The 25,119-nt window shown below is 61.7% G+C and carries 22 protein-coding genes and 2 pseudogenes; all 24 read right to left on the bottom strand.

Features of this window, described 5'->3' with window-relative positions:
- On the bottom strand, window positions 1-3,219 hold the full coding sequence (locus tag NQE15_RS08530; RefSeq protein ID WP_265948445.1) for a DUF6701 domain-containing protein: 3,219 nt from the start codon (window positions 3,217-3,219) through the stop codon (window positions 1-3).
- Between the two features lie 27 nt (window positions 3,220-3,246).
- The gene (locus tag NQE15_RS08525) at window positions 3,247-3,729 is read right to left on the bottom strand and encodes a hypothetical protein (RefSeq protein WP_265948443.1); all 483 of its coding nucleotides are present in this window, start codon (window positions 3,727-3,729) and stop codon (window positions 3,247-3,249) included.
- Entirely contained in the window at window positions 3,726-4,556 is an 831-nt protein-coding gene (locus NQE15_RS08520) for a type II secretion system protein (RefSeq protein WP_265948441.1), read from the bottom strand. Before NQE15_RS08520 ends, NQE15_RS08525 begins: the two co-directional genes overlap by 4 nt.
- The gene (locus tag NQE15_RS08515) at window positions 4,540-5,109 is read right to left on the bottom strand and encodes a prepilin-type N-terminal cleavage/methylation domain-containing protein (protein ID WP_265948439.1); all 570 of its coding nucleotides are present in this window, start codon (window positions 5,107-5,109) and stop codon (window positions 4,540-4,542) included. Before NQE15_RS08515 ends, NQE15_RS08520 begins: the two co-directional genes overlap by 17 nt.
- Window positions 5,099-5,581: a pilus assembly FimT family protein gene (locus tag NQE15_RS08510; protein WP_265948437.1), complete on the bottom strand. Its 483-nt coding sequence runs from the start codon at window positions 5,579-5,581 to the stop codon at window positions 5,099-5,101. Before NQE15_RS08510 ends, NQE15_RS08515 begins: the two co-directional genes overlap by 11 nt.
- 88 nt (window positions 5,582-5,669) lie before the next feature.
- Window positions 5,670-6,134 carry a type II secretion system protein gene (locus NQE15_RS23835; RefSeq protein ID WP_323054959.1) on the bottom strand — a complete coding sequence of 155 codons (465 nt, stop codon included), beginning with the start codon at window positions 6,132-6,134 and terminating at the stop codon, window positions 5,670-5,672.
- Between the two features lie 22 nt (window positions 6,135-6,156).
- Window positions 6,157-6,672 (bottom strand): type II secretion system protein, encoded by a 516-nt coding sequence (locus tag NQE15_RS08500; RefSeq protein ID WP_265950192.1) that lies wholly within the window; start codon window positions 6,670-6,672, stop codon window positions 6,157-6,159.
- 199 nt (window positions 6,673-6,871) lie between these two features.
- Entirely contained in the window at window positions 6,872-7,219 is a 348-nt protein-coding gene (locus tag NQE15_RS08495; protein ID WP_265948435.1) for a hypothetical protein, read from the bottom strand.
- Window positions 7,220-7,226: 7 nt separating this feature from the next.
- Complete coding sequence (locus tag NQE15_RS08490; RefSeq protein ID WP_265948433.1) at window positions 7,227-8,453, bottom strand: type II secretion system F family protein; 1,227 nt, start codon at window positions 8,451-8,453, stop codon at window positions 7,227-7,229.
- Between the two features lie 6 nt (window positions 8,454-8,459).
- Window positions 8,460-10,169, bottom strand: coding sequence for a GspE/PulE family protein (locus tag NQE15_RS08485; protein WP_265948431.1), 1,710 nt, complete (start codon window positions 10,167-10,169; stop codon window positions 8,460-8,462).
- Window positions 10,170-10,350: 181 nt separating this feature from the next.
- Window positions 10,351-11,631 (bottom strand): DEAD/DEAH box helicase, encoded by a 1,281-nt coding sequence (locus NQE15_RS08480; protein ID WP_265948428.1) that lies wholly within the window; start codon window positions 11,629-11,631, stop codon window positions 10,351-10,353.
- 96 nt (window positions 11,632-11,727) lie between these two features.
- A complete protein-coding gene (locus NQE15_RS08475; protein WP_265948426.1) occupies window positions 11,728-12,921 on the bottom strand; it encodes an O-succinylhomoserine sulfhydrylase in 1,194 nt (397 codons plus the stop codon).
- On the bottom strand, window positions 12,921-14,459 hold the full coding sequence (purF, locus tag NQE15_RS08470; protein ID WP_265948424.1) for an amidophosphoribosyltransferase: 1,539 nt from the start codon (window positions 14,457-14,459) through the stop codon (window positions 12,921-12,923). Before purF ends, NQE15_RS08475 begins: the two co-directional genes overlap by 1 nt.
- Window positions 14,460-14,472: 13 nt before the next feature.
- The gene (locus tag NQE15_RS08465) at window positions 14,473-14,964 is read right to left on the bottom strand and encodes a CvpA family protein (protein WP_265948422.1); all 492 of its coding nucleotides are present in this window, start codon (window positions 14,962-14,964) and stop codon (window positions 14,473-14,475) included.
- Entirely contained in the window at window positions 14,964-15,677 is a 714-nt protein-coding gene (locus tag NQE15_RS08460) for an SPOR domain-containing protein (RefSeq protein WP_265948420.1), read from the bottom strand. Before NQE15_RS08460 ends, NQE15_RS08465 begins: the two co-directional genes overlap by 1 nt.
- A 3-nt stretch (window positions 15,678-15,680) precedes the next feature.
- The gene (gene folC / locus NQE15_RS08455) at window positions 15,681-16,991 is read right to left on the bottom strand and encodes a bifunctional tetrahydrofolate synthase/dihydrofolate synthase (protein WP_265948418.1); all 1,311 of its coding nucleotides are present in this window, start codon (window positions 16,989-16,991) and stop codon (window positions 15,681-15,683) included.
- Window positions 16,988-17,856: pseudogene (accD, locus tag NQE15_RS08450) on the bottom strand (acetyl-CoA carboxylase, carboxyltransferase subunit beta). The gene folC and the pseudogene accD overlap by 4 nt, the downstream one beginning before the upstream one ends.
- Window positions 17,853-18,658 (bottom strand): annotated as a pseudogene (trpA, locus tag NQE15_RS08445) (tryptophan synthase subunit alpha). Before trpA ends, accD begins: the two co-directional pseudogenes overlap by 4 nt.
- A complete protein-coding gene (gene trpB / locus NQE15_RS08440; protein ID WP_265948416.1) occupies window positions 18,658-19,857 on the bottom strand; it encodes a tryptophan synthase subunit beta in 1,200 nt (399 codons plus the stop codon). Before trpB ends, trpA begins: the two are co-directional and overlap by 1 nt.
- Window positions 19,844-20,467, bottom strand: coding sequence for a phosphoribosylanthranilate isomerase (locus NQE15_RS08435; RefSeq protein WP_265948412.1), 624 nt, complete (start codon window positions 20,465-20,467; stop codon window positions 19,844-19,846). Before NQE15_RS08435 ends, trpB begins: the two co-directional genes overlap by 14 nt.
- Window positions 20,464-21,252, bottom strand: coding sequence for a tRNA pseudouridine(38-40) synthase TruA (gene truA, locus NQE15_RS08430; protein ID WP_265948410.1), 789 nt, complete (start codon window positions 21,250-21,252; stop codon window positions 20,464-20,466). The genes NQE15_RS08435 and truA overlap by 4 nt, the downstream gene beginning before the upstream one ends.
- Window positions 21,249-21,842 carry a hypothetical protein gene (locus NQE15_RS08425; protein WP_265948408.1) on the bottom strand — a complete coding sequence of 198 codons (594 nt, stop codon included), beginning with the start codon at window positions 21,840-21,842 and terminating at the stop codon, window positions 21,249-21,251. Before NQE15_RS08425 ends, truA begins: the two co-directional genes overlap by 4 nt.
- 63 nt (window positions 21,843-21,905) lie before the next feature.
- Window positions 21,906-24,344 (bottom strand): FimV/HubP family polar landmark protein, encoded by a 2,439-nt coding sequence (locus tag NQE15_RS08420; protein WP_265948406.1) that lies wholly within the window; start codon window positions 24,342-24,344, stop codon window positions 21,906-21,908.
- Window positions 24,338-24,991: a FimV family protein gene (locus NQE15_RS08415; RefSeq protein WP_265948404.1), complete on the bottom strand. Its 654-nt coding sequence runs from the start codon at window positions 24,989-24,991 to the stop codon at window positions 24,338-24,340. Before NQE15_RS08415 ends, NQE15_RS08420 begins: the two co-directional genes overlap by 7 nt.
- Window positions 24,992-25,119: the final 128 nt, after the last annotated feature.

The following is a 25,119-nucleotide window of genomic DNA, read 5'->3' as shown; positions in this document are numbered from 1 at the left end:
CTAGTAGCTTTCCCGCAAATAGATCACGGGCGAGCGCGGGCCGCATGCGCCGAAGCAGGCGCGGGCATTTCCAGAGGATGGTAACCAGGCGGATGGAAACAACTTGCTGCCGATTACATCCAGATAACCGAAATTTCCGTTCCCTGGACCTTGGGTGGCGGAACCCGGGCTACGTAACAGCAGCCGCGCATCGCCGGCGAGTAGCGTCACACTGGCACTGGTCGAGCCGCCCATCTGGGATACCACCTCGCCAGGCGCCAAGGCATTTCTCGGCATATCGGGTGGGGCATAAAACTTCAAACCACCATTTCCCGTATCCTGCCGCGTTGGCTGGGTCAGCGCCGTACAACTATCCGCCGTGTTTTTTTGCCATCCTGAAGCCCCCCAGTACTGCGCATGCACCGGCAGCGGCAGCGGCAGCATTTCGGAACCATAGGCGTTATTGAGCCATAGGCGACCGTAGGCAAATCCGGTGGCGCCAATTTTTCGTGCCGTACAGGTTGAGCATGTCCCACCGGTTGCGGCATCCATGTCCGGTGCGATCAACGCAGCACCGGCATCGCTGTCGCTCATCGAAACCCCGATGTCGAGCAACCAGAACGGTCCGCCGGCACTCGCCCGGTTGGCCGCACAAGTGGCCGACGTCAGCGCCACGGGTGTCGTGGGCCGCGAGAAGGTCGCGCTGGCGGTATCCGGCACGTTATTGGCATTGGCGTCATTGACCGCGTAGACACCAGCCGACCATTGACCGGCCGGTACCCCGCTTATCCGGCTGGCCAGATCGCAGCCCTGGTTGGTGGCGGCCTGATCTTCGGCAACCAGCACCGGGTTGGCGACCGGATAGCCAAGTGCCTGCGAATAGTTGGTGGTCACTACCCCTCCCCCGTTGACGGCCTGAAGGCGATAAGCCACGCCCAGACCTGGCTGCCCCATGTAGGTGAACGGCGAGGCACTACTGCAAAAAGGCGTTAGGCCGCCACCGAGATAGACGAAGCGATCCGGCACGAAGCGCCCGAAGAGGTCGGAGTTCGGCCCCGAAGCTCCGGTGTCCTGCAAGCCGAAGAGGCAGCCGTATTTGCCGCTGCCATCCTTGGTATTGGCATAGCTGTTCGCCACGCAATCGTTCTTGGTCGCTACGCTGTCGACCGTCACCCAGTCGTCGTCATAGATCCCGCGTGCCGAGGCGACATTGGTCGCCGGGTCAAAGCCCAGAAAACGGAAATTGCCGACTTCGCCATACTTGAAATAGCCGGTGGCGACCGATGTCGAGGCGCCGGATATCGCATTCGGGAAGGTCGTTGGCATTAAGGCGCCGACCGTCCAGCCCACGCCACTCGCCGCCATCGCCGCGGCATTGATTTTCGGTGTTCCGGTGTAGCCACCTGCGTTGGCCGTGGCGGAGAGGGTAAAGCTGTCGGTACCGGCTTTGAATTTTGGCGTCCCGGTCAGGGCCGCATTCGTTGCCGACGAACTGACACTCATGAATTTGCTTGGCCGGACGGCGAATGTATCGACCGAACATGCGGTCACCGCACCTTCGGTCATCACGGCCACCAGATTGGGATAAGCCGAATTCAGCGTGAAATTGCCGGTTGTCTTGACCCCCTTGTCGGTGGAAGAGAATGCCAGCGTCTGGCTGCCGCCAGCCACCGCCGGCTTGCCGTTACACGCCGTTGTGGCACATGCCGTTGCGCGAGTCGCATCGGTGCCGCACTGCCCATCGCTATTGTCTACCAGCTTGATAGTGACGTTTTTCGTACCGCTGGCCGCGTATGTCGTCTGGATCTGGCTGTTGGCAAGCGCAGCCACCTTGAGCTTGAATGCCGTAGCGACCAGCTTGGTGTAGATATGGCCCGAGAGGAAATTCTGCACAGTGCTGGAATAGGCATCGTCAATGGCACTGAACCCACCCGCCACACCGCCATCCGGCGGCACGTAATACTGGGCACAGATCCTCACCTCGTCGAGTTCGTGAATATTGGTCGAGCCGCCGGTCGAGCCGGTGAATGACAACTGCCAGTTGGCCGGCACGACCGCCTGGGTGTAGCCCGCATTGGCCGCCGCCGCATAGGCATCGAAAGAGGCAACCAGCGGGGCATAACTGCCGCCCGTTCCGCTCGTGTCGCGATTGACCGCCACCCAGGTTTGGCCGGCAACCGTATTCCGGGCATCGACAATGATCTGATAGTAGTGGCCATAGGCGGGCGAGGTCGAACCGGCATTGTCGACTCTTGGCGAGATGAAACTTGGGGTGCCGCTGAGATAAGGATAGCCGCTGGTGCCCGAACCCGATCCACGAACAGCAACCCCGTCCTGAACCAATCCGATGCCACCGACCCGCCCCTCGGTGGGATTGGAATAATTTCCGAATTCGTCAATCGCCACACCAATCCAGCCGCCGGCAAAGCCACTGATTCCGCTTCTCTGGGCGTAGCCGAGCGAACCACCAAAACCGCCGGGAACCGCCGGCACCGAGTAGTCGGAAAGCGTCACGGCGATACCGTCAGCGCCACTGCCGTTGTAGGCGTAGTGCTTGAATTCGACTGAAATGTAATTGCCGGCAGCCGGAAAGAATCCGGGAGCAGTCGCAGCCTTGGCGTTGTTGCCGGTTTTTTCGGTCAAGCGCAGGAAGCCGGTGGACGGATTGATGTAAGGAACGACGCCCGTGCTGTCGCTGGTCGACACGGTCCAGTTGCTACTGGTAAAAATTGGCGAAGGGTTCAGCGCGCTGCGACCAAAGCTGTCGCACTGGCAAGTCAGCGTCAATCCGCTGGGGGTATTCGCTGGTTGAGCACAAGCAGCCGGTGCGGGAGAAACGATAACCCCTGATGGCAGGCTCCGCGAGTCATTAGTATTTCCCGAACAGTTTCCATTCTTGTAGGCGATGAATCTGACGTCATAAGTCCCCGCCGTCGCCGGCGCCACCATATCGAAGGTGTGGCTATAGGTTCCAGGACCGTCAAAATCCACTGATGAGTCGCAGACTGCCGGCGAGCTGCCAATTACCCAGGAGACAGAACCCCATTTGTCGCCGTTGCCAGCGAGCGCCACTTGAAGTGTCGCGGCAATCGTCGCACCCGGCACAACCGTGGTCGTTACGCCGCCATTTACCGTCGCCGAGCTTATTGTCATGCCAGCCAAAACCGCCGTCGGCATGAGGAGCAGCGCAACCGCAAACAAATGGGCACGGGAATTTTTCAACACTTCGATTAGGCGCATGGGTTTCCTCCCGCCCCGGAAGCTGCATTAACAGTCATAGGGCGCTGTCGTAATTGCTGTGTCACGGCATTTCTCGATGGTCACGACAACTTGCCGCTCGATTCCTGGAGCCCGAACGCCAAGGGCGGTCGCTGTCGAAACCAGCCTGAAGATCCGAATCCGCTTGCCACCCTCCTGATACCAGGTCGCAGCGTCGGGAAAGGCCTGGCAAGTCACCTCGATGCTATGACCGGGAATGGTATTGATGCTGGCGGGGGAAGCCGGGCAGTTGGGCAGGCCGGCCGTAGCAGCATTGGAGTCGAGCTGGAACATGCCCCACTCGACACCGGCCCGCGCCGCCTGGTAGGCCCGCGAACCGCCAATGTCTGCCGCAAAGTTGACATGCGTTGCCATCAGGATGCTGGCCATGAAAGCCGCCAGCCCCGCCATCAGGAGCAGCAGGAAGATTGCCGCGATCAGTGAAACGCCGCGCTGCAGTCGATCGGGAAGCGTCCGGCCGCAGCGTCTCATGGCGTATTCAACACATCGACCTGATGCAGCAGGTCGACTGATTCATCGTTGCGGGTCAGGGTCAGGCGGATCACCACCATTCCGTTACGTTGCAGGACACCCGATACATAGCTGAACGAACAGGCTGCGACATTGCCGACCAGTACCGCCGACTGTGCACCGGCGCCAAGGGCCGGCGGCTGCGCCCAACCGTAGCCCCAATGCCGGACAAGCCGGCCGTTGGCTGGATTGGCAACGTCGGCGGCGCACTCGTAGGTCACCGGCGTACCGACGATCTGGAAGCGGTTTTGCGGCGACGCCAGCGGAAACTGTGTTCCGGCCGGGGCGAAAGTCACCTTGGTCAGGTTGGCACCCGCTGTCGCGCTGCGGCGACTGGTGCCGGCATAGACATCCGAGCCGTCCTGCCCGAGGTTGAAGATGACCAGTTGCTCGCCGGCCCCGATCGTCACCGGCGGCCCGAAGACATCGAAACTGCCGTCGGAGTTGTTGCCAAATTCCAGCGGGTCGTCGCCGGCCCCGCCGCCGATATCGGCCCGATAGCGGCCGGCATCCAGGATCGGCACGAATTCCAGAAAATTGGCGGAATCATTGCGAAGGCTGTTCGGCAGGGCCGATTGCAGGTCGCGGGAGATGCGGCGCAAGGCGGTGTCGGCCGCATCGGACAATTCGGCCCGGTTGGCGATATCGAGATAGGAATCGATCTGGCGACGCCCGAACATCGAGACCATGGCCACCAGGATACCGGTGATGACGATGGCGATGATCATCTCGACCAGCGTGAAGCCGCGCGCGATGCCCAAGGGGCGAAAATCAGATGCGCGGCGCATAGCGAAAACGGTAGCCAGTGAGCGAGAACGTCTCGCCATTGCGGGTCACCGTGACGGTGACGCTGAGGGCCGCCGTGTCGTCAGCTGCCGCCCCGAGCAGCGCCTTTCCGGCATGGGCGACCACAATATCGGCTTTATAGCCGGCCATTGCATTGTTGCCGGCAGCATCGCCGATGTTATTGACGCCGACAACGCTCCCATAGTCGGCCACATTGTCCAAGCCGGTGCCGGGGGGCGTACCGCCACGGACCTCGCCACCAGCCGGGACTTCCTTGAGCGTATTCTGGGGATTGGCGCAATCGGCGTAGGACTGGGCCGTGGTCGCCGCCGTATCGTCCGGATCACACCAGGTGTAAGGCTGGTGGATTGCTTCGTTGAGCAGTGATTCGGCAATGGCGGCCAACTGTTTGGTCACCATCGGGTCGGCACTGGTACGCACCATCGGACTAATCACCGAGATAAGCCCGACCACGCCGACACTGACGATGACGATGAAAACGATCAGTTCGACGAGCGTCACACCCCGCTGCCGCAGGGCGATATCAATGGACATAACCAGTCTCGGCCTCGACGATCACATCCAGCGTACCCGGCAGGCCGGCGAAACTGATGATGGCCGCCGCATTCGGCCGGCCTGCCGCATCGAAGACCACACTGGCCGGTGCCGCCGCAAAAGCGGCGGGCGACGTCGCGGCAAGTATCAGGTTCTGGTCATCCGGCCCGAGCAGAGGTCCGCCAACCGCGCAATTGGCCGCCCCCTGGGCGCTTGAAATCTGCACGCTCAACACACTGGGCGTCGTCGTGAAATTGGCGCATACCGTCCGCCGCGCCGCGATGGCCGACTTCTGCGCATAGCGCAGGGCGGCGGCTACCTGATCGCGATAACCGCGCTCTTCAAAGCCAGTACCGCCCCGCCACTTGGGAACGACAAAAGCCGCCAGGATGCCGGCAATAGTGATCACCACGATCAGCTCGACGATGGTAAAACCGCGGCAACGCCGCGGCTTGATTTTCCCGATACTCATCGAAAAACCCGGGCTGGCGCCCGGATTTAACAGGTTCAGTACAGCCAGGCGGCCCCCTGGTTCCAGGCCACGCTGGCTGGCTTGCGGTTTAGCAACCAGTGACAACAGAGGCATACGCCGGAATGCTGGCAGCATCGCACGTACTGGTCGCAGAGAGCGGCGGCTGAGTATAGGTGACGCTACAGTTGGCCACTGTCGGCGCCTTGGCGTGGGCAACGACGCCGGTCGCCGCGGTAACGGTGAAATCCGATGCCGGATTCAGGTCAAGTTGTCCCGTCATCGCCCCGGTCGCCAGATAGCCACAGACGGTGCTGACGGCCGCACCGTTAATCGTCACCGTCTCAGCAGGACCCAACTTCCCCTGCGCTGCTGCCTTTCCATAGACCATGGTGTTCACACCCCGCATCGAGGCGCCAACAGCATTCAATACACCCTGCCGCGCGTCCGAGCTAAGGTCGATAAATTTCGGTAACGCCGTTGCGGCCAGGATGCCGAGAATGACGATCACGACGATCAGTTCGATCAGCGTAAAACCTTTTTGCATCGTTTTCATTTGTTGCTCCTCAATTTGAAAATCAGCACCCGGCAAGAGTCAGCCCGCTAATCATTGCGGCGGTATTGGCTGCGACCGGCTGGGTATAGGTAAAGAAACAGGTTGTGGGATCAGTCGCGCCGACGACCCCGAAGGTTGCCACCCCGCCGGTCGCGGTGTAGGTGTAGCCCTCGGCCTCGAGTTGGGCCTGGGTCGGGTTGTAGATGCCGGTCAGGCCGGCCATCGCCAGGATGCCCGGGTTGCCACCGAAGGCGGTGACTTGCGGATAACCGAAGACCATGAAGATCAGGCCGTTCTCGGTACAGACGGTGCCCGTCGCCCCGCTGTTGTTGTTGGCAGCAATGCCGCTGGTGACGCAATTATTGGCATCGGCGACGCCGCTGCGCGACAGCGTGGTGGCATGTACCAGCGCCGAACCGGCCGAAACGCTGCCTCGCGCTGCCTGCAGCTTGGCGATGCGAGCATCGCGCTGGAGGTTGATGAAGCGCGGCAAGGCGACGGCGGCCAATATGCCCAGGATGATCACGACGACGATCAGTTCGATCAGCGTGAAGCCCGACTGGCGTTGCCCCCCAAAGCCTTGTCTCGTTTTTCCATATTTTCGTTATTGGCTGACAAGCCTGTTACTTTAGTCATATACCCCTTCTTTCTCAAGGCCTATTCCGGCTTATCATCAATTCGGAGCAGCCCGACACCGGCAATCACGCCCCGGGCAGTGCTCGGTCCCGCTTCCCGGCTCAGGCGAAAACGCGCCCGCCGTCCATCCTCATAGCGATAAACCAGTTCACCGGCACGGCGGTCGAAATACCAGACCGCCTTCTCATCGGGTATTTCATCGACTTCCCCCGATAGTTCCTAGGCTTGCTGGTGACCCATTCGACCGGGTTGTCGGTCGCCGGTAACACCCCGCCAAAGGTTTCCCGATGCGCCAGCACCTCCATCAATTCAGTCCGCATTACCGCCGCCTCGACCTGGACACCTGCTTCCTCCATATCGCTCCTGGTCCGCCCCAGGGATTGCATCAGGAGCAAGGCCAGGATGCTGAGCAGAATGACGACCACGGCGAATTCGTAATAACGTCGCATCGCCATCTCATCGCTTGACCGCTACCTTGCCGAGGTCCCACATCGGCAGGAAGATGCCGAGTGCGAGCACCAGCACCAGGGCACCCAGGCAGACGATCAGGATCGGTTCGATCTGCTGGCCCAGGGTCTTCAATTCATACTCGACTTCACGCTGATACATCTGGCCGACTTCATCCAGCATGTCGTCGAGCGCGCCCGACTCTTCGCCGACCGAGATCATCTGCAGCACCACTGGCGTAAAAAAGCGCGAGGCAATGGCGGCACGCAGCACGCTTTCGCCGCGTTCGACCGTATCGCGCATGCTCTCGATCTTGGCCGCGATGTAGCTGTTGTCTACGGTCTGCGCCGCATTGGTCAGGGCCTGCATGACCGGCACCCCGCTCCGCATGCTCAAGGCGAAACTGCGGGAAAAACGGGCCATGGCGGCCTTGCTGACGATTTTCCCGGCGATCGGGAAACGCAGGGTCAAGGCTTCCCATTGCATTTGCCCGCTCCGGGTACCGACCCAGGCGCGGAAGGCAAAGATGGCAACGACCAGGCCGACCAGCATGGCCGACCACCAAGTGATCATGAAGTTGGAGAAGCCGAGCAAAATGCGCGTCATCAGCGGCAACTCCGCGCCGAAACCGGCAAAGACCTTGGCAAAGGCCGGGATCACGAACAGATTGACGACGACGATGGCGGCCGCCATGGCGAGCACGACGAACATCGGGTAGCGCAGGGCCGACTTGACCTGTTCGCGCATGTAGCGCTCGAACTCCATGTGGTCGAAGAGGCGCAGGAAGATTTCGTCGAGCAGGCCAGTCGCTTCGCCGACCCGCACCATCGAGATGTAGAAGGAGCCGAAGACCTTGGGATGGCGGGCCAGCGAGACCGACAGTTCGCGCCCGGCCTCCAGGCTCTCCTTGACGTCGGCGATCACCGCCTTCATTGCCGGGTTGGTCGCTGAATCCTGCAGGCCACCCAAGGCGCGCATGATCGGCACGCCGGCCTTGAGCAGGGTATGGATCTGCCGCGAGAAGAGCAGCACATCGACATGCTCGACCTTGGGCTTGAAGAACGACAGGTTCAGGTTGATATCGGCCGACCGGCCGGCCCGCGTTTCCTTGATGCTCAGCGGCGTGACGCCGCGCCCCTGCAGGATGTCTGCCACACCGCCGGCCGAGGTGCCGTCGACCACCCCTTCGATCAGTTTGCCGCCGGCATCGCGGCCGGTGTAGGCGAAATTGGCCACGCGCCCTTATTCCTCGTACTGATTGCTGATGCGCATGGCTTCGGCAACGGTCGTCGTCCCGGCCAGGACCAGGCGCACGGCATCGCGGCGCAGTGTGTCGCCAGCCATCTGCTGGCGGGCGACACGCATGAACTCACCGGGATCGTCATGATTGATGGCCTCGACCACGGCATCGTTCATTTCGAGAAACTCATAGACGCCGGTCCGCCCCTGATAGCCGTTGTTGCCGCAATGGGCACAACCGCGACCGTGCTGGTAGGTGTGCCGATCGACCTCGGCGCCCAGTTCGTAACGCAGCCACTCATGTTCGGCCGGCGTCGGGACGTGAGCTTCGCGACAGTTGGCGCAGATCACGCGAACCAGCCGCTGGGCAATGACCATATGCACCGACAGGGCCACCATGTAGCGAGGAACGCCCATGTCGAGCAGGCGGATCGGCGTTGAAATCGCGTCGTTGGTATGCAGGGTGGAGAGCACAAGGTGACCGGTCATCGCGGCCCGCATGCCGATCTCGGCGGTCTCCTGGTCGCGCATTTCGCCGATCAGCACGATGTCCGGATCCTGCCGCAGCACGGTGCGCAGCACGCGCGAAAACGAGAGGTCGATCTTTTCATGGACCTGGACCTGATTCAGGCCGGGAAGGCGGTACTCGACCGGGTCCTCGACGGTAATGACCTTCTTTTCCGGGCTGTTCAGTTCGTTGAGCGCGGCGTAAAGCGTCGTCGTCTTGCCGGAACCGGTCGGCCCGGTAACCAGCACCATGCCGCTCGGCCGCTTCAGCGAATGGCGGAAGCGCTCGAGCACGCGTTCTGGCATGCCCGTCTTGTCCAGCCCGAGCAGTCCGGTATTCTGGTTGAGCAAGCGCATGACGACCGACTCGCCATACTGGGTCGGCAGCGTCGAGATCCGGACATCGACCGGACTGGTGCGGACCTTGATGTTGAAGCGGCCATCCTGGGGCAGGCGTTTTTCCGAGATGTCGAGACCGGACATCAGCTTCAGGCGCAGCGCAACGGCGGAGGCGATCTTGGCATCGGCCTCGGTCTGGATATGCAGCACACCGTCGATGCGGAAGCGGATGCGCAAGCCTTTTTCCTGCGGTTCGAAGTGAATGTCCGAGGCGCGCAGGCGCATCGCTTCTTCGAACACGGTCTGCAGCAACTTGACGACCGGCGCATCCTCAGCACCCGGCGTCAGGCCGAGCAGATCGCCGAATTCGATGGGAATATCGCCGAGTTCGGCGGTCAGTTCCTTGGCCAACCCGGTGATCTGCTCGCCACGGTGATAGACCCGGTCGACCATGGCCAGCAACTGGCTTTCGGTGAGCACGGCGAGATCGATCTCGCATTTCACCAGGCGGCTGATCTCGTCATAAGCCTGAAGGTCGGTCGGATCGGACATGCCGACCTGCAGGCGACCATCCGGCAACCGATCGAGGACCAGCGCCCGGAAACGGCGGGCCGGCGCTTCCGGCAGGAGCTTGATCAGCTCGGGTTTGGGGGTGAAGCTCTTGAGGTCGATGAAGGGGATGCGCAACTGCCGGGCCAGCGCCTGCGAGATACCCTCTTCCGTGACATAGCCGCTTTCGACGAAAACCCGCCCGAGTTTGCGCCCGGTACGCTTCTGCTCATCGAGCGACAGCTTGAGCTGCTCGTCGGTCAGCAAACCTTGCTGGATCAGCAAATCTCCGAGACGGACTTTCTGCGGGGGGGGCATCCCAACCTCCAAAAAACCTTAAGAAACTGCGCTAACAGTATGAAATTATGGCAACAGTTTACACAGTAGACGTTTTTTAGAGGCGCGACAAGCCAGCACTCTGGCGATTGGGAGCTAATTTTTGGTTTCTGCTGGCGCACCCCGCGGGAAGAACCCGTGAGGTGCGTGAACCACGATTCAATTAGCGATGGCGGGCGCCACTGCGATGCTGCTGCGGCCCGCCCGGCTTTTGCGGCGCTTTCTGTCCCTGTGGCCGCCCCGGCTGTTGCGGCTTGCGGGCACCGCGCGGCGGCTGGACCGGACGCGGTGCGGCATGGGCCGAGGGTTCGAAACCGGCGACGACTTCGCGCTCCAGATCGCGCTTGATCAGCCGTTCGATGTCGCGCAGGCTACCGCGCTCGTCGTGGCAGACCAGCGAGATCGCCTCGCCTTCCATGCCGGCCCGGCCGGTGCGGCCGATACGGTGCACATAGTCTTCGGCGATATTGGGCAGTTCGAAATTGATCACAAAGGGCAAGGCATCGATATCCAGCCCACGCGCCGCGATGTCGGTGGCGACCAGCGCGACCAGCTTGCCGTCCTTGAAATCGGTCAGCGCCCGGGTGCGAGCCCCCTGCGATTTGTCGCCATGCAGGGCCGCCGACTTGATGCCGGATTTTTCCAGCGTCTTGGCCAAGGCGTCGGCGCCATGCTTGGTGCGGGCGAAGACCAGGACCTGATGCCAGCCGCGCGTCGCGAAGAGGTGGCAGAGCAATTCTTTCTTCTGCTCGCGATTGGTTTCGATGACACGCTGGGTGACGGTTTCGGCTGCCGTGTTGCGGGTGGCGACATCGACCGAAACCGGATTGTTGAGCAGGCCGCTGGCCAGTTCGCGGATATCCGGCGAGAAGGTGGCCGAGAACATCAGGTTCTGCCGCTGTTTGGGCAGCAGTGCGATGATCTTGCGGATGTCGCGGATGAAACCCATGTCGAGCATGCGGTCAGCTTCGTCGAGGACGAAGATCTCGATTTTCGAGAGATCTACCGTGCGCTGCTGGACATGGTCGAGCAGGCGACCCGGCGTCGCCACCAGGACATCGACACCACGCCGCAGGTTAGCGATCTGCGGGTTGATGCCGACGCCGCCGAAGACGGCCAGCGAGTTGATCGGTAGATGCTTGCCGTAGGTACGGACGCTCTCCTCGACCTGGATGGCCAGTTCGCGGGTCGGGGTCAGGACCAGGACGCGCGGCGTCTTGGCAACGCGGGTCAGGCGGTCGTTCGGACCGCTACACAGCCGATGCAGGATGGGTAGCGTGAAACCAGCGGTCTTGCCGGTGCCGGTCTGCGCCGAAGCCATCAGGTCATGGCCGGCCATCACGGCGGGAATCGCCTTTTGCTGGATCGGGGTCGGCGTGTCGTAGCCCTGCTCGCTGACGGCGCGCAGGAGTTCGGCCTTGAGGCCGAGATCGGTGAATTGCATGGGAGTCTTTCAGAAAGTCCTCGCCGCAGCGTTGCGACGAGGGCGAAGTGCGCGGAGGAAATCGATTCCCTGCGCCTCTGCAATGAAACTACAGCTTCAAATCAAGGAAAGGCCGCGTTCGAGATCGGCCTGAAGATCCTCCACCGCTTCGAGGCCGACTGCGATGCGCAGCAGACCCTCGCTGATGCCGGCCGCAGCCCGGGCTTCGGGAGAGATGCGGCCATGCGTGGTGGAGGCGGGGTGGGTAATGGTGGTCTTGGTATCGCCGAGATTGGCGGTAATGGATAGCAGACGGCAGTTGTCGACGACCTGCCAGGCTTGGTCGCGAGCGCCCTTGACTTCGAAGGAGACGATCGCGCCGCCGCTCTTCTGCTGGGTCTTGGCGAGCTCATATTGCGGATGCGAGGGCAATCCCGGATAGAAGACGCGCGCCACCTTGGGATGCGCTTCGAGCCAGCTCGCCAGTCTTGCCGCATTGGCTGCCTGCGCTTCGATCCGGATCTTCAGCGTTTCCAGGCCCTTGAGCAGCACCCAGGCATTGAAGGCCGACAGGGTCGGGCCGGCGGTGCGCAGGTACTTGAAAACTTCTTCGGTCAGCTGCTTCGGGCCGCAGACCGCGCCGCCCAGCACGCGGCCCTGACCGTCGAGGTACTTGGTGGCCGAATGGACGACCAGGTCGGCGCCCAACTCGAGCGGGCGTTGCAGGATGGGCGAACAGAAACAGTTGTCGACCGCGACCAGGATGCCCCGGGCATGGGCGATGGCGCTCAAGGTCCGGATATCGGCGATTTCGGTCAGCGGATTGGACGGCGTCTCGAGGAAGAAGAGTTTGGTTTCGGGACGGATCGCCGCTTCCCAGGCCGAGGGGTCGGTATGGGAAACAAAGGTCGTCGTGATGCCGGTACGCGACAGGATATTGTTGAACAACTGCACGGTGGCGCCGAACAGGCTGTTCGAAGCGACGATGTGATCGCCCTGCTTCAGATGGGCTAGACAAAGCGCCATGATCGCTGCCATGCCGCTGGCCGTGGCGACACAATCCTCGGCGCCTTCCAGCGCGGCGAGGCGTTCCTCGAACATGGTCACGGTCGGGTTGGAGAAGCGGGCGTAGACGTTACCCTCCTCCTCACCGGAGAAACGCTTGGCTGCCTGCGCGGCGCTCTTGAAAACGAAGCTGGAGGTCAGGTACAGGGCTTCGGAATGCTCGCCGAACTGGCTGCGCTCCTGCCCGGCACGAACGGCCAGCGTCTCCAGGCGATAGTCGGGCCGCGCTTGGTCGAACTCTTCCATCAGTCCTGCGCCTCGGAAGCCAGTTGCAGCACCAGTTGTTGCGAGGCCTTGCCGTCGCCGTCTTCGTCGCTCTTGCCGGCCTTGCCGCCGCGCTTGCCCTCGACGGCATCGAGGTAATACTCGTCGATGTCGCCGGTAATGTAGCAGCCATCGAAACAGGAAGCGTCAAATACCGTCAGATCGGCGCGGATCGAGGTCACGGACTGCTTGAGGGCGTCGAGATCCTGATAGACCAGCGCATCGGCGCCGATTTCCTCGGCGATGCCGGCATCGCTGCGCCCGGTGGCGATCAGTTCTGCCCGGGTCGGCATGTCGATGCCGTACACATTGGGGAAACGCACCGGTGGCGCTGCGGAAGCGAAATAGACCTTGACCGCACCGGCGGCGCGGGCCATTTCGACAATCTCGCGGCTGGTCGTTCCACGCACGATGGAGTCGTCAACCAGCAACACGCGCTTGCCCTTGAATTCCTGGCCGACCGTGTTGAGCTTCTGGCGCACCGATTTCCGGCGCATCGACTGGCCGGGCATGATGAAGGTACGGCCGACATAGCGGTTTTTGACGAAGCCTTCGCGGAACGGGATGCCGAGCACCTGGGCCAGTTGCATGGCCGAAGGACGGCTGGAGTCGGGAATCGGGATCACGACATCGATCTCGTCGACCGGAATGTTTTTCTTGACCTTCTCGGCGAGAAACTCGCCCATCGCCAGACGGGCTTCGTAGACGGAAACACCATCGATCACGGAATCCGGACGGGCCAGATAGACATACTCGAAAATACAGGGTGCGTAGGTCGGCTGCTGGGCACACTGGCGGCTGTAAAGCTGGTGATCCAGGCTGACGAAAACCGCCTCGCCGGGCTCGACGTCACGAACCATTTCAAAGCCCAGGGTATCGAGCGCCACGGACTCCGAGGAAACCAGGTATTCAGTACCCTCCGGCGTTTCGTTCTTGCCATAGACCAGCGGGCGAATGCCGTTCGGATCACGGAAGGCAAGCAGACCGTAGCCGGCAATCAGTGCGACCACGGCATAGGCGCCGCGGCAGCGGCGGTGCACGCCGGCTACCGCCTGAAAGATACTGTCCACATCGAGTTCGTAGCCATGCGAAGCCGACTGCAGTTCGTGGGCCAGCACGTTGAGCAGGACTTCGGAGTCGGAATTGGTGTTGATGTGGCGGCGGTCCAGGCGAAACATCTCGCCCTTCAACTGCTCGGCATTGGTCAGATTGCCATTGTGGCCGAGGACGATGCCGAACGGCGAATTAACATAGAACGGCTGGGCTTCAGCGAAGTTGTAGGCCGAGCCGGCGGTCGGGTAGCGGACATGGCCGATCCCCCAGTTGCCGGGCAGCGCGCGCATGTTGCGGGTGCGGAAGACATCGCGCACCAGACCGGGCCCCTTATGCAAATTGAAGGTATTACCTTCGGCCGTTGCGATCCCGGCCGCATCCTGACCACGATGCTGGAGCACCATCAGGCCGTCATAAAGCAACTGGTTAACCGGAGATGTCGCCACTACACCGAGAATCCCGCACATAGTCTTTTCCTGCCTAGCTGAATCGAATTCGTTTTGCCAAATCGCCCGGCAGCCATTGCTTGGCGACCAGAACTGCTGTTTCCAACGGCGGTGCGAGCGTTGCATCCCGCCACCAAGGCTGCTTCGGGGCCGCCGTCATGCCACCCAACGCGACCAGCACCATGATGACGAGAACCCCGCGCACCAAGCCAAATACCATACCCAACAGGCGGTCCGAGATACTCAGGCCAAGGGCCTTGACCATCCGCCGAACCACCAGACCGATCAGCGCCATAATGACCAGCACGCCGACAAATATCGTTACACAACCGGCCAGCATGCGCACCGAGGGGTCGCCAATTCCCGGGAACAGCATCTGCCCGACCTGACCGCCGAACTCGATGGCTGCCAACACCCCGAGCAACCAGGCGAGCAAGGCGATGATCTCGCCAACGACACCCCGCCACAGCCCGAAGAGCAAAGACACGCCGACGACACCGATCACGACATAATCAAAAACCGTCATTACTTTGCCGACACAACCCCGGAGACGCCAATCCGCTGCATTTTTTCCAAGGCCTTGTCGGCCGCCTCGCGGCTGGCAAAAGGTCCGGCCCGGACCCGGGTTTTCTTGCCTTGCGGCGTATCGAGCGGCTCGCTAAACGTCTTGATACCCTGCTCGCTCAACTTGGCCTTCAGGTTTTTGACATTGGCTTCGTTGGAAAATGCCCCAATCAGCACCAAAAATTCGCCGGATTTCGCGGCTGGCTTGGCCTCGGCGGCTTGCCCGGCGAGGATGGCGGCGGCCCGTTTGGCATCCCCCTCCTTGGCCACCGGCTTTTCCGCGGCTTTGTCGGCCGGCTTGGGAGCAGGCTTTTCGGGTGTCTTTTCAGATTTAACGACGGGCTTGTCGGCCGGCTTATCCTTGGTCGGCTCGGCAACCCGCGCCGTCGGCTGAGCGACCGGTTTGGCTTCCGATACATCCGCTGCCGGTTTGGCGACGGCCGCGTCGGCCGGCTTTTCGACCGACTTCTCGACCGGTGAAACAGCAAACTTGGGGGCAAACGGTTTTTCGTCCTGGCCCGGAATGCGGATTTCGACATCCTGAACCGCTTGGCGCGGCTCGTGATCCATCACCGTAGGCAGCACGACGGCGACCACGGAAACGAAGGCGACCGCCCCCACCAGCCGGCGGCGAGCGCGCTTCTTGAGTTGCAACTGGGCGTCGTTGTCTTCCATAAACTAGGGCTTCTTCCGCAGCGTTTCGAGCGCTCCGGCCACCGTGTAGAACGAACCAAAGGCCAGGATTCTATCACTTTCGGCAGCCGCCCCCTTGGCTGCCTGCATGGCGGCCGCCGGCGAAGCATGGCAGATGATCTCGCCGCCCAGGCCGGCGCTGGTGATAACGGAGGCCAGGAAATCCGCCGATGTCCCGCGCGGACCGCTCAAGGTAGCGACATGCCAGAAATCGATTTTGCCCTTCATCGGCAACAGCGCGCCCACGATATCTTTGTCGTTCAACATGCCGACCACGGCGTAGGTGCGATCGAAAAAGCCCATACCCGACAGGTTGTCGGCCAGCACCTTGATCGCCTGCGGGTTGTGGCCGACATCGAGCACGATGGCCGGCTTGCCCGGAACGACCTGGAAACGCCCGGCCAGTTCGGTCTCGATCAGCCCCGGGCGAATCGCCTGCATAGTCACCGGCAAACGATCGCCGAGCGCTTCGAGCGCAGCTAGGGCGACAGCCGCATTGTAGAGCTGGGTCGGTCCGCGCAGGCCGGGATAGGCCAGGGCGCGCTTGATCAGTTTGTCGCCGGAACGGCACCACCAGCGCCATTGCAGGCGGTTCTCGCCGGTTTCCGCGGCCGGCCGTTCGAAGCCGAAATCGCGACCGATCAGGCGCAGATCGGCGCCAATGGCAGCGGCGTGGTCGAGCAAGCGCTGCGGCGGATTCGGGTCGGCACACAGGGCCGGCCGCCCCGTCCGGAAAATGCCTGCCTTCTCGAAGCCGATGCTCTCGCGATCGGCTCCCAGCCAGTCGGTGTGATCGAGCGCCACCGTGGTGACGATGGCTACGTCCGGCTCATAGGCATTGACCGCATCCAGCCGTCCGCCCAGTCCGACCTCGAGGATGGCCGCCTCGACCCCGGTGGCGGAGAACACCTCCCAGGCGGCCAGCGTGCCGAATTCGAAGTAGGTCAGTGCGATATCGCCGGCCTGCTGGCGCGCCGCCTCGACCCGGGCGAAAGCCGCGCACAGGGCGGCATCGTCGACCGGGCGGCCATTGAGCCGGACGCGTTCGTTGTAAGCCAGCAGGTGCGGCGAGGTGTAGCAGCCGACCTTGTAGCCGGCATGGCCGATGATGCTTTCCAGATAGGCACAGGTCGAGCCCTTGCCATTGGTACCACCGACGACGATCACCGGGCAATGCTGGACCTGGCCCAGCGCTGTCTTGACCTTGCGGATCCGATCGAGGCCCAACTCGATACCGGCCTGACCCTTCGGATGCAGGCCCTCGAGGTGGGTCAGCCAGTCTTCGAGAGACCTCAAGCTGCGGCCGGCAGTTTTTGCAGCAGGGCCAGCACGCGGGCCACCTGGTCGCGCAGTTGGCGACGATCGACGATCATGTCGATGGCGCCTTTCTCCATGATGAATTCGGAGCGCTGGAAGCCTTCCGGCAAGGTCTCGCGCACGGTCTGCTCGATAACGCGCGGACCGGCAAAGCCGATCAGGGCCTTGGGCTCGGCGATCACCACGTCGCCGACGAAGGCGAAGGAGGCGGAGACGCCGCCCATGGTCGGATCGGTGAGGATCGAGATGAAGGGCAGGCCGGCAGCTGACAGCTTGGTCAGTGATGCCGTCGTCTTCGCCATCTGCATCAGGGAGAACAGTCCTTCCTGCATGCGCGCGCCGCCGGAAGCGGTGATGCAGATGAAAGGCATTTTCTGCTCGATCGCCGCATCGACGCCCCGCACAAAACGTTCGCCGAGCACCGAGCCCATTGAGCCGCCCATGAAGTCGAACTCGAAGGCCGCCGCCACCACCGGCATGGTCTTGATTGCCCCTTGCAGGACGACCAGCGAATCGCTTTCACCGCTCGACTGGTTGGCTTCCATAAGGCGATCCGGGTAGCGTTTGCTGTCCTTAAACTTCAGGCTATCGACCGGCAGCACTTCGGCCCCGATCTCGAAACGGCCCTCGGCATCGAGCAGCAGATCGAGCCGCTGACGAGAATTCAGACGATTGTGGTGGCCGCACTTGGGACAGACCTGGAGGTTGTTCTCGAGGTCGGTGGCATAGAGCACCGCCTCGCAGGACGGGCATTTGCTCCACAGGCCTTCGGGCAACGCGCCGCGGCGCTGGACACCCTGTTCACGCTTGATCTTGGGGGCAGCAGTTTGGTCAACCAACTCATTTTCTTACCTCATCCACCCCACGACGAATATCCGCAACCAGAGCCTTAACATTGGCACAGGCGGTTTCGACCGTGGATTTTTCAATTTCTTCAATAATCCGGCTACCGACCACCACCGCATCGGCAAAGGCGGCGATCCGTGACGCCGTCGCGGCATCGCGAATACCAAAGCCGACACCGACCGGCAGGCCAGTCTTTTCGCGGATCAACGGCAGACGCTCGGCGACCGCCTCAACATTCAAGGCGCCGGAACCGGTCACCCCGGCCAGCGAAACGTAATAGACGTAGCCGCTGGCGATAGCCGCAACCTGCTCAATGCGCTCGGCGGTCGAAGTCGGGGCGAGCAGGAAAATTGGATCCATGCCGTGCGCCTTCATCGCTGCCCCAAAGCTTTCCGCCTCTTCCGGCGGATAGTCGACGACCAGCACGCCATCGACCCCCGACTGCGCAGCCTTCTCGGCAAAGCGTTCCAGGCCCATGGCCTCGATCGGATTGGCGTAGCCCATGAGGACCACGGGCGTCTTGTCGTCGAGCGTGCGGAAGCGGGAGACCAGTTGCAACACCTTGCGCAGCGTCATGCCGCGCGCCAATGCACGCTCGGAAGCGCGCTGAATGGTGGGGCCGTCGGCCATCGGGTCGGAAAACGGCACGCCGAGCTCGATGACGTCGGCCCGGCCGCGACCAGCGCCTGCATCAGCGGGACCGTCAGGTCGGCATCTGGGTCGCCGGCGGTGATGAAGGGAATCAGCGCCTTGCGGCCTTCGCCCTGGAGGCGCTGGAAAGCGGTTTGAATGCGCGACATCAGAAGACGATCCCGGATTTTTCGGCCACGGTATGCATGTCCTTGTCACCCCGGCCGGAGAGGTTAACCAGCAGAATCTTGTCCTTGGCCAGCGTCGGCGCCAGTTTGGCGGCGTAGGCCAGCGCATGACTGGATTCGAGCGCCGGGATGATGCCTTCGAGGCGGCACAGGTTATGAAAGGCCTCGAGCGCTTCAGCATCGTTGATCGGCACGTATTCGGCACGACCGAGATCCTTCAGCCAGGCGTGTTCCGGACCGACGCCCGGATAGTCCAGGCCGGCTGAGATCGAATGGGTTTCGATGATCTGACCGTCTTCATCCTGCAGCAGATAGGTGCGGTTGCCGTGCAGCACGCCAGGCACGCCGGCGGTCAGCGAGGCGGCGTGATGGCCAGTCGCGATGCCCTCGCCCGCCGCCTCGACGCCGATAAGGCGGACGCCCTCGACGTTGATGTAGGGGTAGAAGATACCCATCGCGTTGGAACCGCCGCCGACTGCGGCAATCACCGCATCCGGCTGGCGACCGGCCATTTCCGGCATCTGGGTCAGGCATTCCTCGCCGATGATCTTCTGGAAATCACGGACCAGCATCGGGTAGGGATGCGGCCCGGCCACCGTGCCGATGATGTAGAAGGTGTTGTGGATGTTGGTCACCCAGTCGCGCATCGCCTCGTTGAGTGCATCCTTCAGCGTCTTCGAGCCGGACTCGACCGGTATGACGGTGGCGCCGAGCAGCTTCATGCGATAGACGTTGGCGGCCTGACGGCGGACGTCTTCGCTGCCCATGTAGACCACGCATTCCATGCCGTAGCGGGCGGCGACTGTTGCCGTCGCCACGCCGTGCTGGCCGGCGCCGGTTTCGGCGATAACGCGCGGTTTGCCCATGCGCTTGGCGAGCATGGCCTGGCCGATGCAGTTGTTTACCTTGTGGGCGCCGGTGTGGTTGAGGTCTTCACGCTTCAGGTAAATCTGGGCGCCGCCGAGCAGGTCGGACCAGCGCTTGGCGTGATAGATCGGCGACGGACGACCAACGAAATGCTTGAGCTCGTAGTCGTACTCGGCGCGAAAGGCCGGGTCAGCCTGCGCGGCGGCATAGGCGGCCTTCAGTTCATCAAGCGCGCCGAACAGCGTCTCGGCGACGAAGACACCACCGTAGGGACCAAAATGGCCCTTGGCGTCGGGGAAGTTATATTGACTCATCGGCTTTCCGTACGGCCGCCACGAAGGCAGCGATTTTCGAGTGATCCTTGATGCCCTTGCCCATTTCGACACCGGAAGAAACGTCGACCGCAACCGGTCGGACCTGCTTGATTGCCGCACCAACATTGTCCGCGTTCAGTCCACCGGAGAGCACCAGATAGCCGGGCAATCCGGGTGGAATTAGCGTCCAGTCGAAGACATGGCCACCGCCGCCGTAACCCTCGACAAAGGCATCGAGCAACAGCCCCCGGGCGTCCGGAAACGAGCGGGCGAATTCTACCAGATCGAAACCCGGCCTCACCCGTGCCGCCCGCAGATAGGGGCGCGCAAACTGCCGGCAATAGGCGGCATCCTCATCGCCATGAAACTGCAGAACGTTAAGCGGCAAGGTTGCACAGGCCGCCATCACGCTTTCCGGTGACTCGTTCACGAACAGCCCGACGACGTCCACGAACGGCGGAATCCGCTGTGCCAGTTCGGCCGCCCGCTGCGGTGTCACATAGCGCGGGCTGGGCGGATAGAAGACGAAACCGATTGCGTCGGCCCCGGCCGCCACGGCAGCATCGACATCAGCTTCGCGGGTCAGGCCGCAGATCTTAATTCTGGTCACTTCAACACCCCATCGAGAAAATCGTCGTCCGGGTCGGGCAAACCCCAGTGCGCTTCGTAGATCGGCCCGCGAAAATAGAGGCCGTCCGGCGAAAAGGTCGGCGCCGCCAGTTTGCGATCCCGGGCCTGCAGCAACTCGTCGATCCAGCCCGGGGCCTGCGCCCCCTTGCCGATGTAGACCAGGCTACCGACCAGATTGCGCACCATGTGATGCAAGAAAGCGCTGGCCTCGAAATCGAAGACGATCAGATTGCCCTGCTGCCGGATTTCGGCCCGCCACATTGTCTTGACCGGCGTCTTGGCCTGACAGCCGGCGGCACGGAAAGCCGAGAAATTGTGCTCCCCGGGCAGGCGCGCCGCCGCCGCCTGCATGGCGGTCAGATCGAGTGGCAAATGGAACCAGCCGGCCCGACCATGCCACAGCCCCAGACGCTGCGGCCGGTTGAGAAGCAGGTAGCGATAGCGCCGGCCACGCGCGCTGAAGCGGGCATGGAACTCGTCGCCGACCGGCTGCACCCAACGCACGGCGACACCTTCCGGCAGATTCGAATTGACGCCGCGTACCCAGGCCGTCAAGGGACGCTCGACCGGGGCATCGAAATGGACGACCTGGTGACTGGCATGGACGCCGGCATCGGTCCGCCCGGCACAAATCACGCCGATCGGCTGACCGGCAATTGCATGCAAGGCCGATTCAAGGACATCCTGCACGGTATTGCCCTGCGGCTGACTCTGCCAGCCATGAAATGTGCTACCGCAGTACTCGACACCCAAGGCTATTCTCACAGAACGATAGCTCCAATCAGGAACGTAGTGGCCACCCCGACGATCAAGGAGTCGATAGTGGCCCACTGCGGCAAGACGACATGCACCATGTTCGGACCGTCCCTAAGCGGTGCATCGGCCGCCATCATCCGCCGCCAGCTGCCTTTTTCTTGGGGCGTTTGCAGATTGGCCAGGACCAGCGAGAGCCGGATAACCAGTCGCCGGGTATCGACACCCAGCACCTGCAAGGGCTGCAAAACTCCCCACAGCGCGCTGACCAGCCCGTCGCGACCGAGGCGAACGGAGAGCCACGCCAGAAAGCCCAGCATCAGCACCAGACGTGCCGCCTGCAGATTGGCGTCGGCGACACCTTCGTAGGTCGGTGCCCAGAGCGCCCCCATCACGGCCTCACCCGGCGTGTTGTACGAGAGGATCAACCAAAGGGTGAACAGCAGCCAGCGAGCGCGATAAATATTGAAACACCAGGAACGGGTTACCGAGAACGGCGAAAACATAACGACAAGCGCCATGATCGCGAGTCCGACATAGCCGACAAACTGCATGGCCAACACGGCGGCCAGCCAGGCGATTAACGCAGTAGATGGATGCAAAATCAGGCCCCAAAATGCACACAGCCCCTTGCGGGGCCATGTGCCGATCACAAGCCTGTGATTTTACTCGCCTATTCGGCCAAGTATCGCACGCGCCTGCTCAACCAGATCAGACGAGCCTTCGCCGAGCACTTCCTGGAGCAGCTCGCGCGCCCCTTCGAGATCGCCCATTTCCTCATAGGCTTTGGCCAGATCGAGCTTGGTATTGACTTCTTCCCAATGAGAATCACGGACGGGCTCTTCATTGGCGACTTCAGGCCCTGCCGCTGACACTTCGGTGGCTTGCTCAATTACCGGCGAGGGAGCTGCCGGCGGCGGCTCTGCACCGAGATCGAGATTGATCGAGCCGATATCGAATTCCGGATTGATCATCGGCTGTCCCAGAAACACCGAATCGGTCAGATTGACATCGAACTCGAGCGAATCGGCACCCAGCACCCCCGTGTTGACTACGGTATTTTCCAGATGCGTACTGTCGACAGCGGTTACTTCCTCCGCAACCTCAATAGAAGGAACAGGTTCAGTCTCGCTGACATCAGCGATCGAATTGACCAAGGTCTGTGTTGCTGGCGAGTCCATATCCAGATCGAAATCGACCATTGCTACATCTTCTTGTGCTGGCTCGGCTGCCGGAACCTCGGGCACCGCCTCACCGCCGATATAGGTGCTAGCCACCGACTCCAGCTCATGTTCAAGACCCGAATGCATCACCAATGTGCCTTCAAGCGAGAAGTCATGAGCATCATCGACCAACTCTTCCGGTAGCGGACTGTCGTCCACGGTCAGGTCAAAATCGCCGCTCAGGTTTTCCGGCATCAGCGGTTCAACAGCTGACGGCACGGTAACTGGGGTAGTCTGGGTTTCGCCTCCCAAGTCAAAATCGAGTGCATCACCGCCATCAGCAATGACTAACGTATCCGCATACGGCTCATCGGCGACCGCGGGCTGATCTTCGACAATAGCTTCGGGTGCAAGGGCCGGCGAGCCGAGATCGAAATCAAGACTCATAACATCCATGTCATCCGCGGCGACCACGGGTTCCGTGAGGTCAGGCTGGATGTCAGTCGGTTCCGGCATAACCTGCGTCTCCCGCTCGAATTCACCAGCCGTTTCGGGCGTCTCCTCGGCAACTGCAGTTTCGGCAATTTGAACAGCCTCTCCGGGCATGGCCAATGTTGCCGCAGCTATCGTCCCCGCTGCGACAATCATCGTTGCGTCGGGATCGAAGGCCGGGGCTGGTGCCCGCCCGGAGGCTCCAGAATAAAGCGGATTTTTGGGATCGAGACCGGCGCCAAGGGCAGCGACTTTTTCCCATTCGGTGCCAACACCTCCGGTTTGCGCATACAGTTCGCTAGCCAGCGTCTCGAATTGCTTCAGGCTGCGCCGGTTGGCATAAATCTCCAGCAACTTGGCATGAATGGCAAGGCGCTGCGGATCCTTCTGCAATGCCTCTAGCAGGATTTCCTCGGCCTGTGTATCGCGGCCATACGCCATGTAAACATCGGCTTCTGCAACCGGATCGACTTCGTCGGTATCGATGGTTCCCGGTCCGGTCTGACTGAAATCACCGGTTTGCGGTGGCGTATTGCCCGTATCGACGCTCTGCCCGCCGGTCATGCGGAAGACCGAATTCGGACCAAGGCTGGAGGGCCCTGGCGCGGCTGTAGTCTCGACTGAGGCATAACGATCACGCCGACGCTTGAATAGCAGGTAACCGACCAGAAGCGCCAGAATGCCACCACCAGCGGCAAGCGGCAACGGATCGTCAAACAGGCTGACCTCGGGTTCCGGCTCGGGCACTGGCTGGACGGCAGGCTTCGGCGGCGCAACCGGCTTGGGCACCTCGATTGGCTTATCTACTACGGCTGGCTTTACCTCTTCCGGCGGCTTGGGCAACTCGGCGGGCTTGACGGCTTCAGCAACCTTAGGCAGTTCGGCAACAGGCGGTGCGACCGCGGGTTTGGGCGCTTCGACCGGCTTGGCTTCGTCTTTCTTGGCAGCCGTCTGCTGTTGCAGTTCAGCAAGCTTCTGATTTTTCATTTCAACGAGTTTCTGCAACTCATTGACATTCTTTTCAAGCATCGCCAAGCGCTCCTGCGCTTCTTTGAGCGACTTGTCCTTGGCAATCCGCTCCGCCTCGGCATCGGCCGTCGCCTTGCTAGCAGCAGCGCCGGCAGCCAGTTCGGTGCGCGAGACCTTGACCTGATCCTTGGCCTGCTCAGCGGGCACCACCTTTTCCTCGACCCGAGCAGTGATCTTGCCTGAACTTGATTGGCTGACCACCTCTTCCTTGGCCGGCCCTTTGGCTGTCGTAGTCGCCAGTTTCTGGCGATAAGCGCTCCAGTCAGCAGCCTGAGCAACATAAACTTTTTTCGCTTCAGCCGGACTGACCGCCTCGACCTCCGCTTTTTCCGGAATCCCCAGGATGGCCCCGGATTTCAGGCGATTGATATTGTTGCCTGCGAAAGCTTCAGGATTTTTCCGCAGCAGACCAATCAGCATTTGTTCCAAAGAAACGCCATTATGCTGAGTCTCAACGGCAATCTTGCGCAGGGTGTCACCCGGCTGAACAACTCTCGTCCCGGTTGAGTCTGGCTTCGGCGCATCTGCCGGCACTTTTGCACGCGGGGCAGCTCTAACAGCCGCCGGGCGCTCGGCCTGCATGCCACCTCCTTGGACAGTTTCGACCACCTTCGCATCGGCGATTGAGCGCACCGGCTGCCTGGTGGCCATATCGGGGGGTCGAGCAGGAATGTATATTCGCGAACAAGGCGGCCGGCCGGCCAGTTCAGCTCGACGAGAAAGTCGAGGAAAGGCTCATTGACCGGTTTAGCCGACGTCACCTTGACCACAGCCTGTCCGTTGGCGCGTTTTTCAATAGAAAAACGCAGATCGAGCAAACTGCTGGCAAAGTCGATACCAGCCTGCCGGAAGGCATCCTGCGGTGCCAGGCGCGCCGTCATGCCGGCCAGTTCGTCGCGATTGGCACCGAGCTCAAGTTCTGCCCGCAAAGGCTGCCCGAGGCCCGATAACACGGTGAGTTTTCCGAGGCCGGCAGCCTCAGCAACCCATGGTGCGAAAGAAAGACAAGATGCCACCGCGAGTGCGGCTGCACGCTTCTTGAATTTGGAGCAATTCGTTTCGTTCACAGCGAAACCCTGAGCGTCGATTTTGGGACTTTCAAATTAACATCATGGACTTAGCAATGCAAGCTAAACCCTCTTCTCATGCCTGACTTTTTGCATATTCCCAACAAATAAAAAACGGGGCCGCAGCC

Source organism: Dechloromonas sp. A34, from assembly GCF_026261605.1.
Taxonomy (GTDB): Bacteria; Pseudomonadota; Gammaproteobacteria; order Burkholderiales; family Rhodocyclaceae; genus Azonexus.
This window is presented reverse-complemented; position numbering and strand designations above follow the sequence as displayed.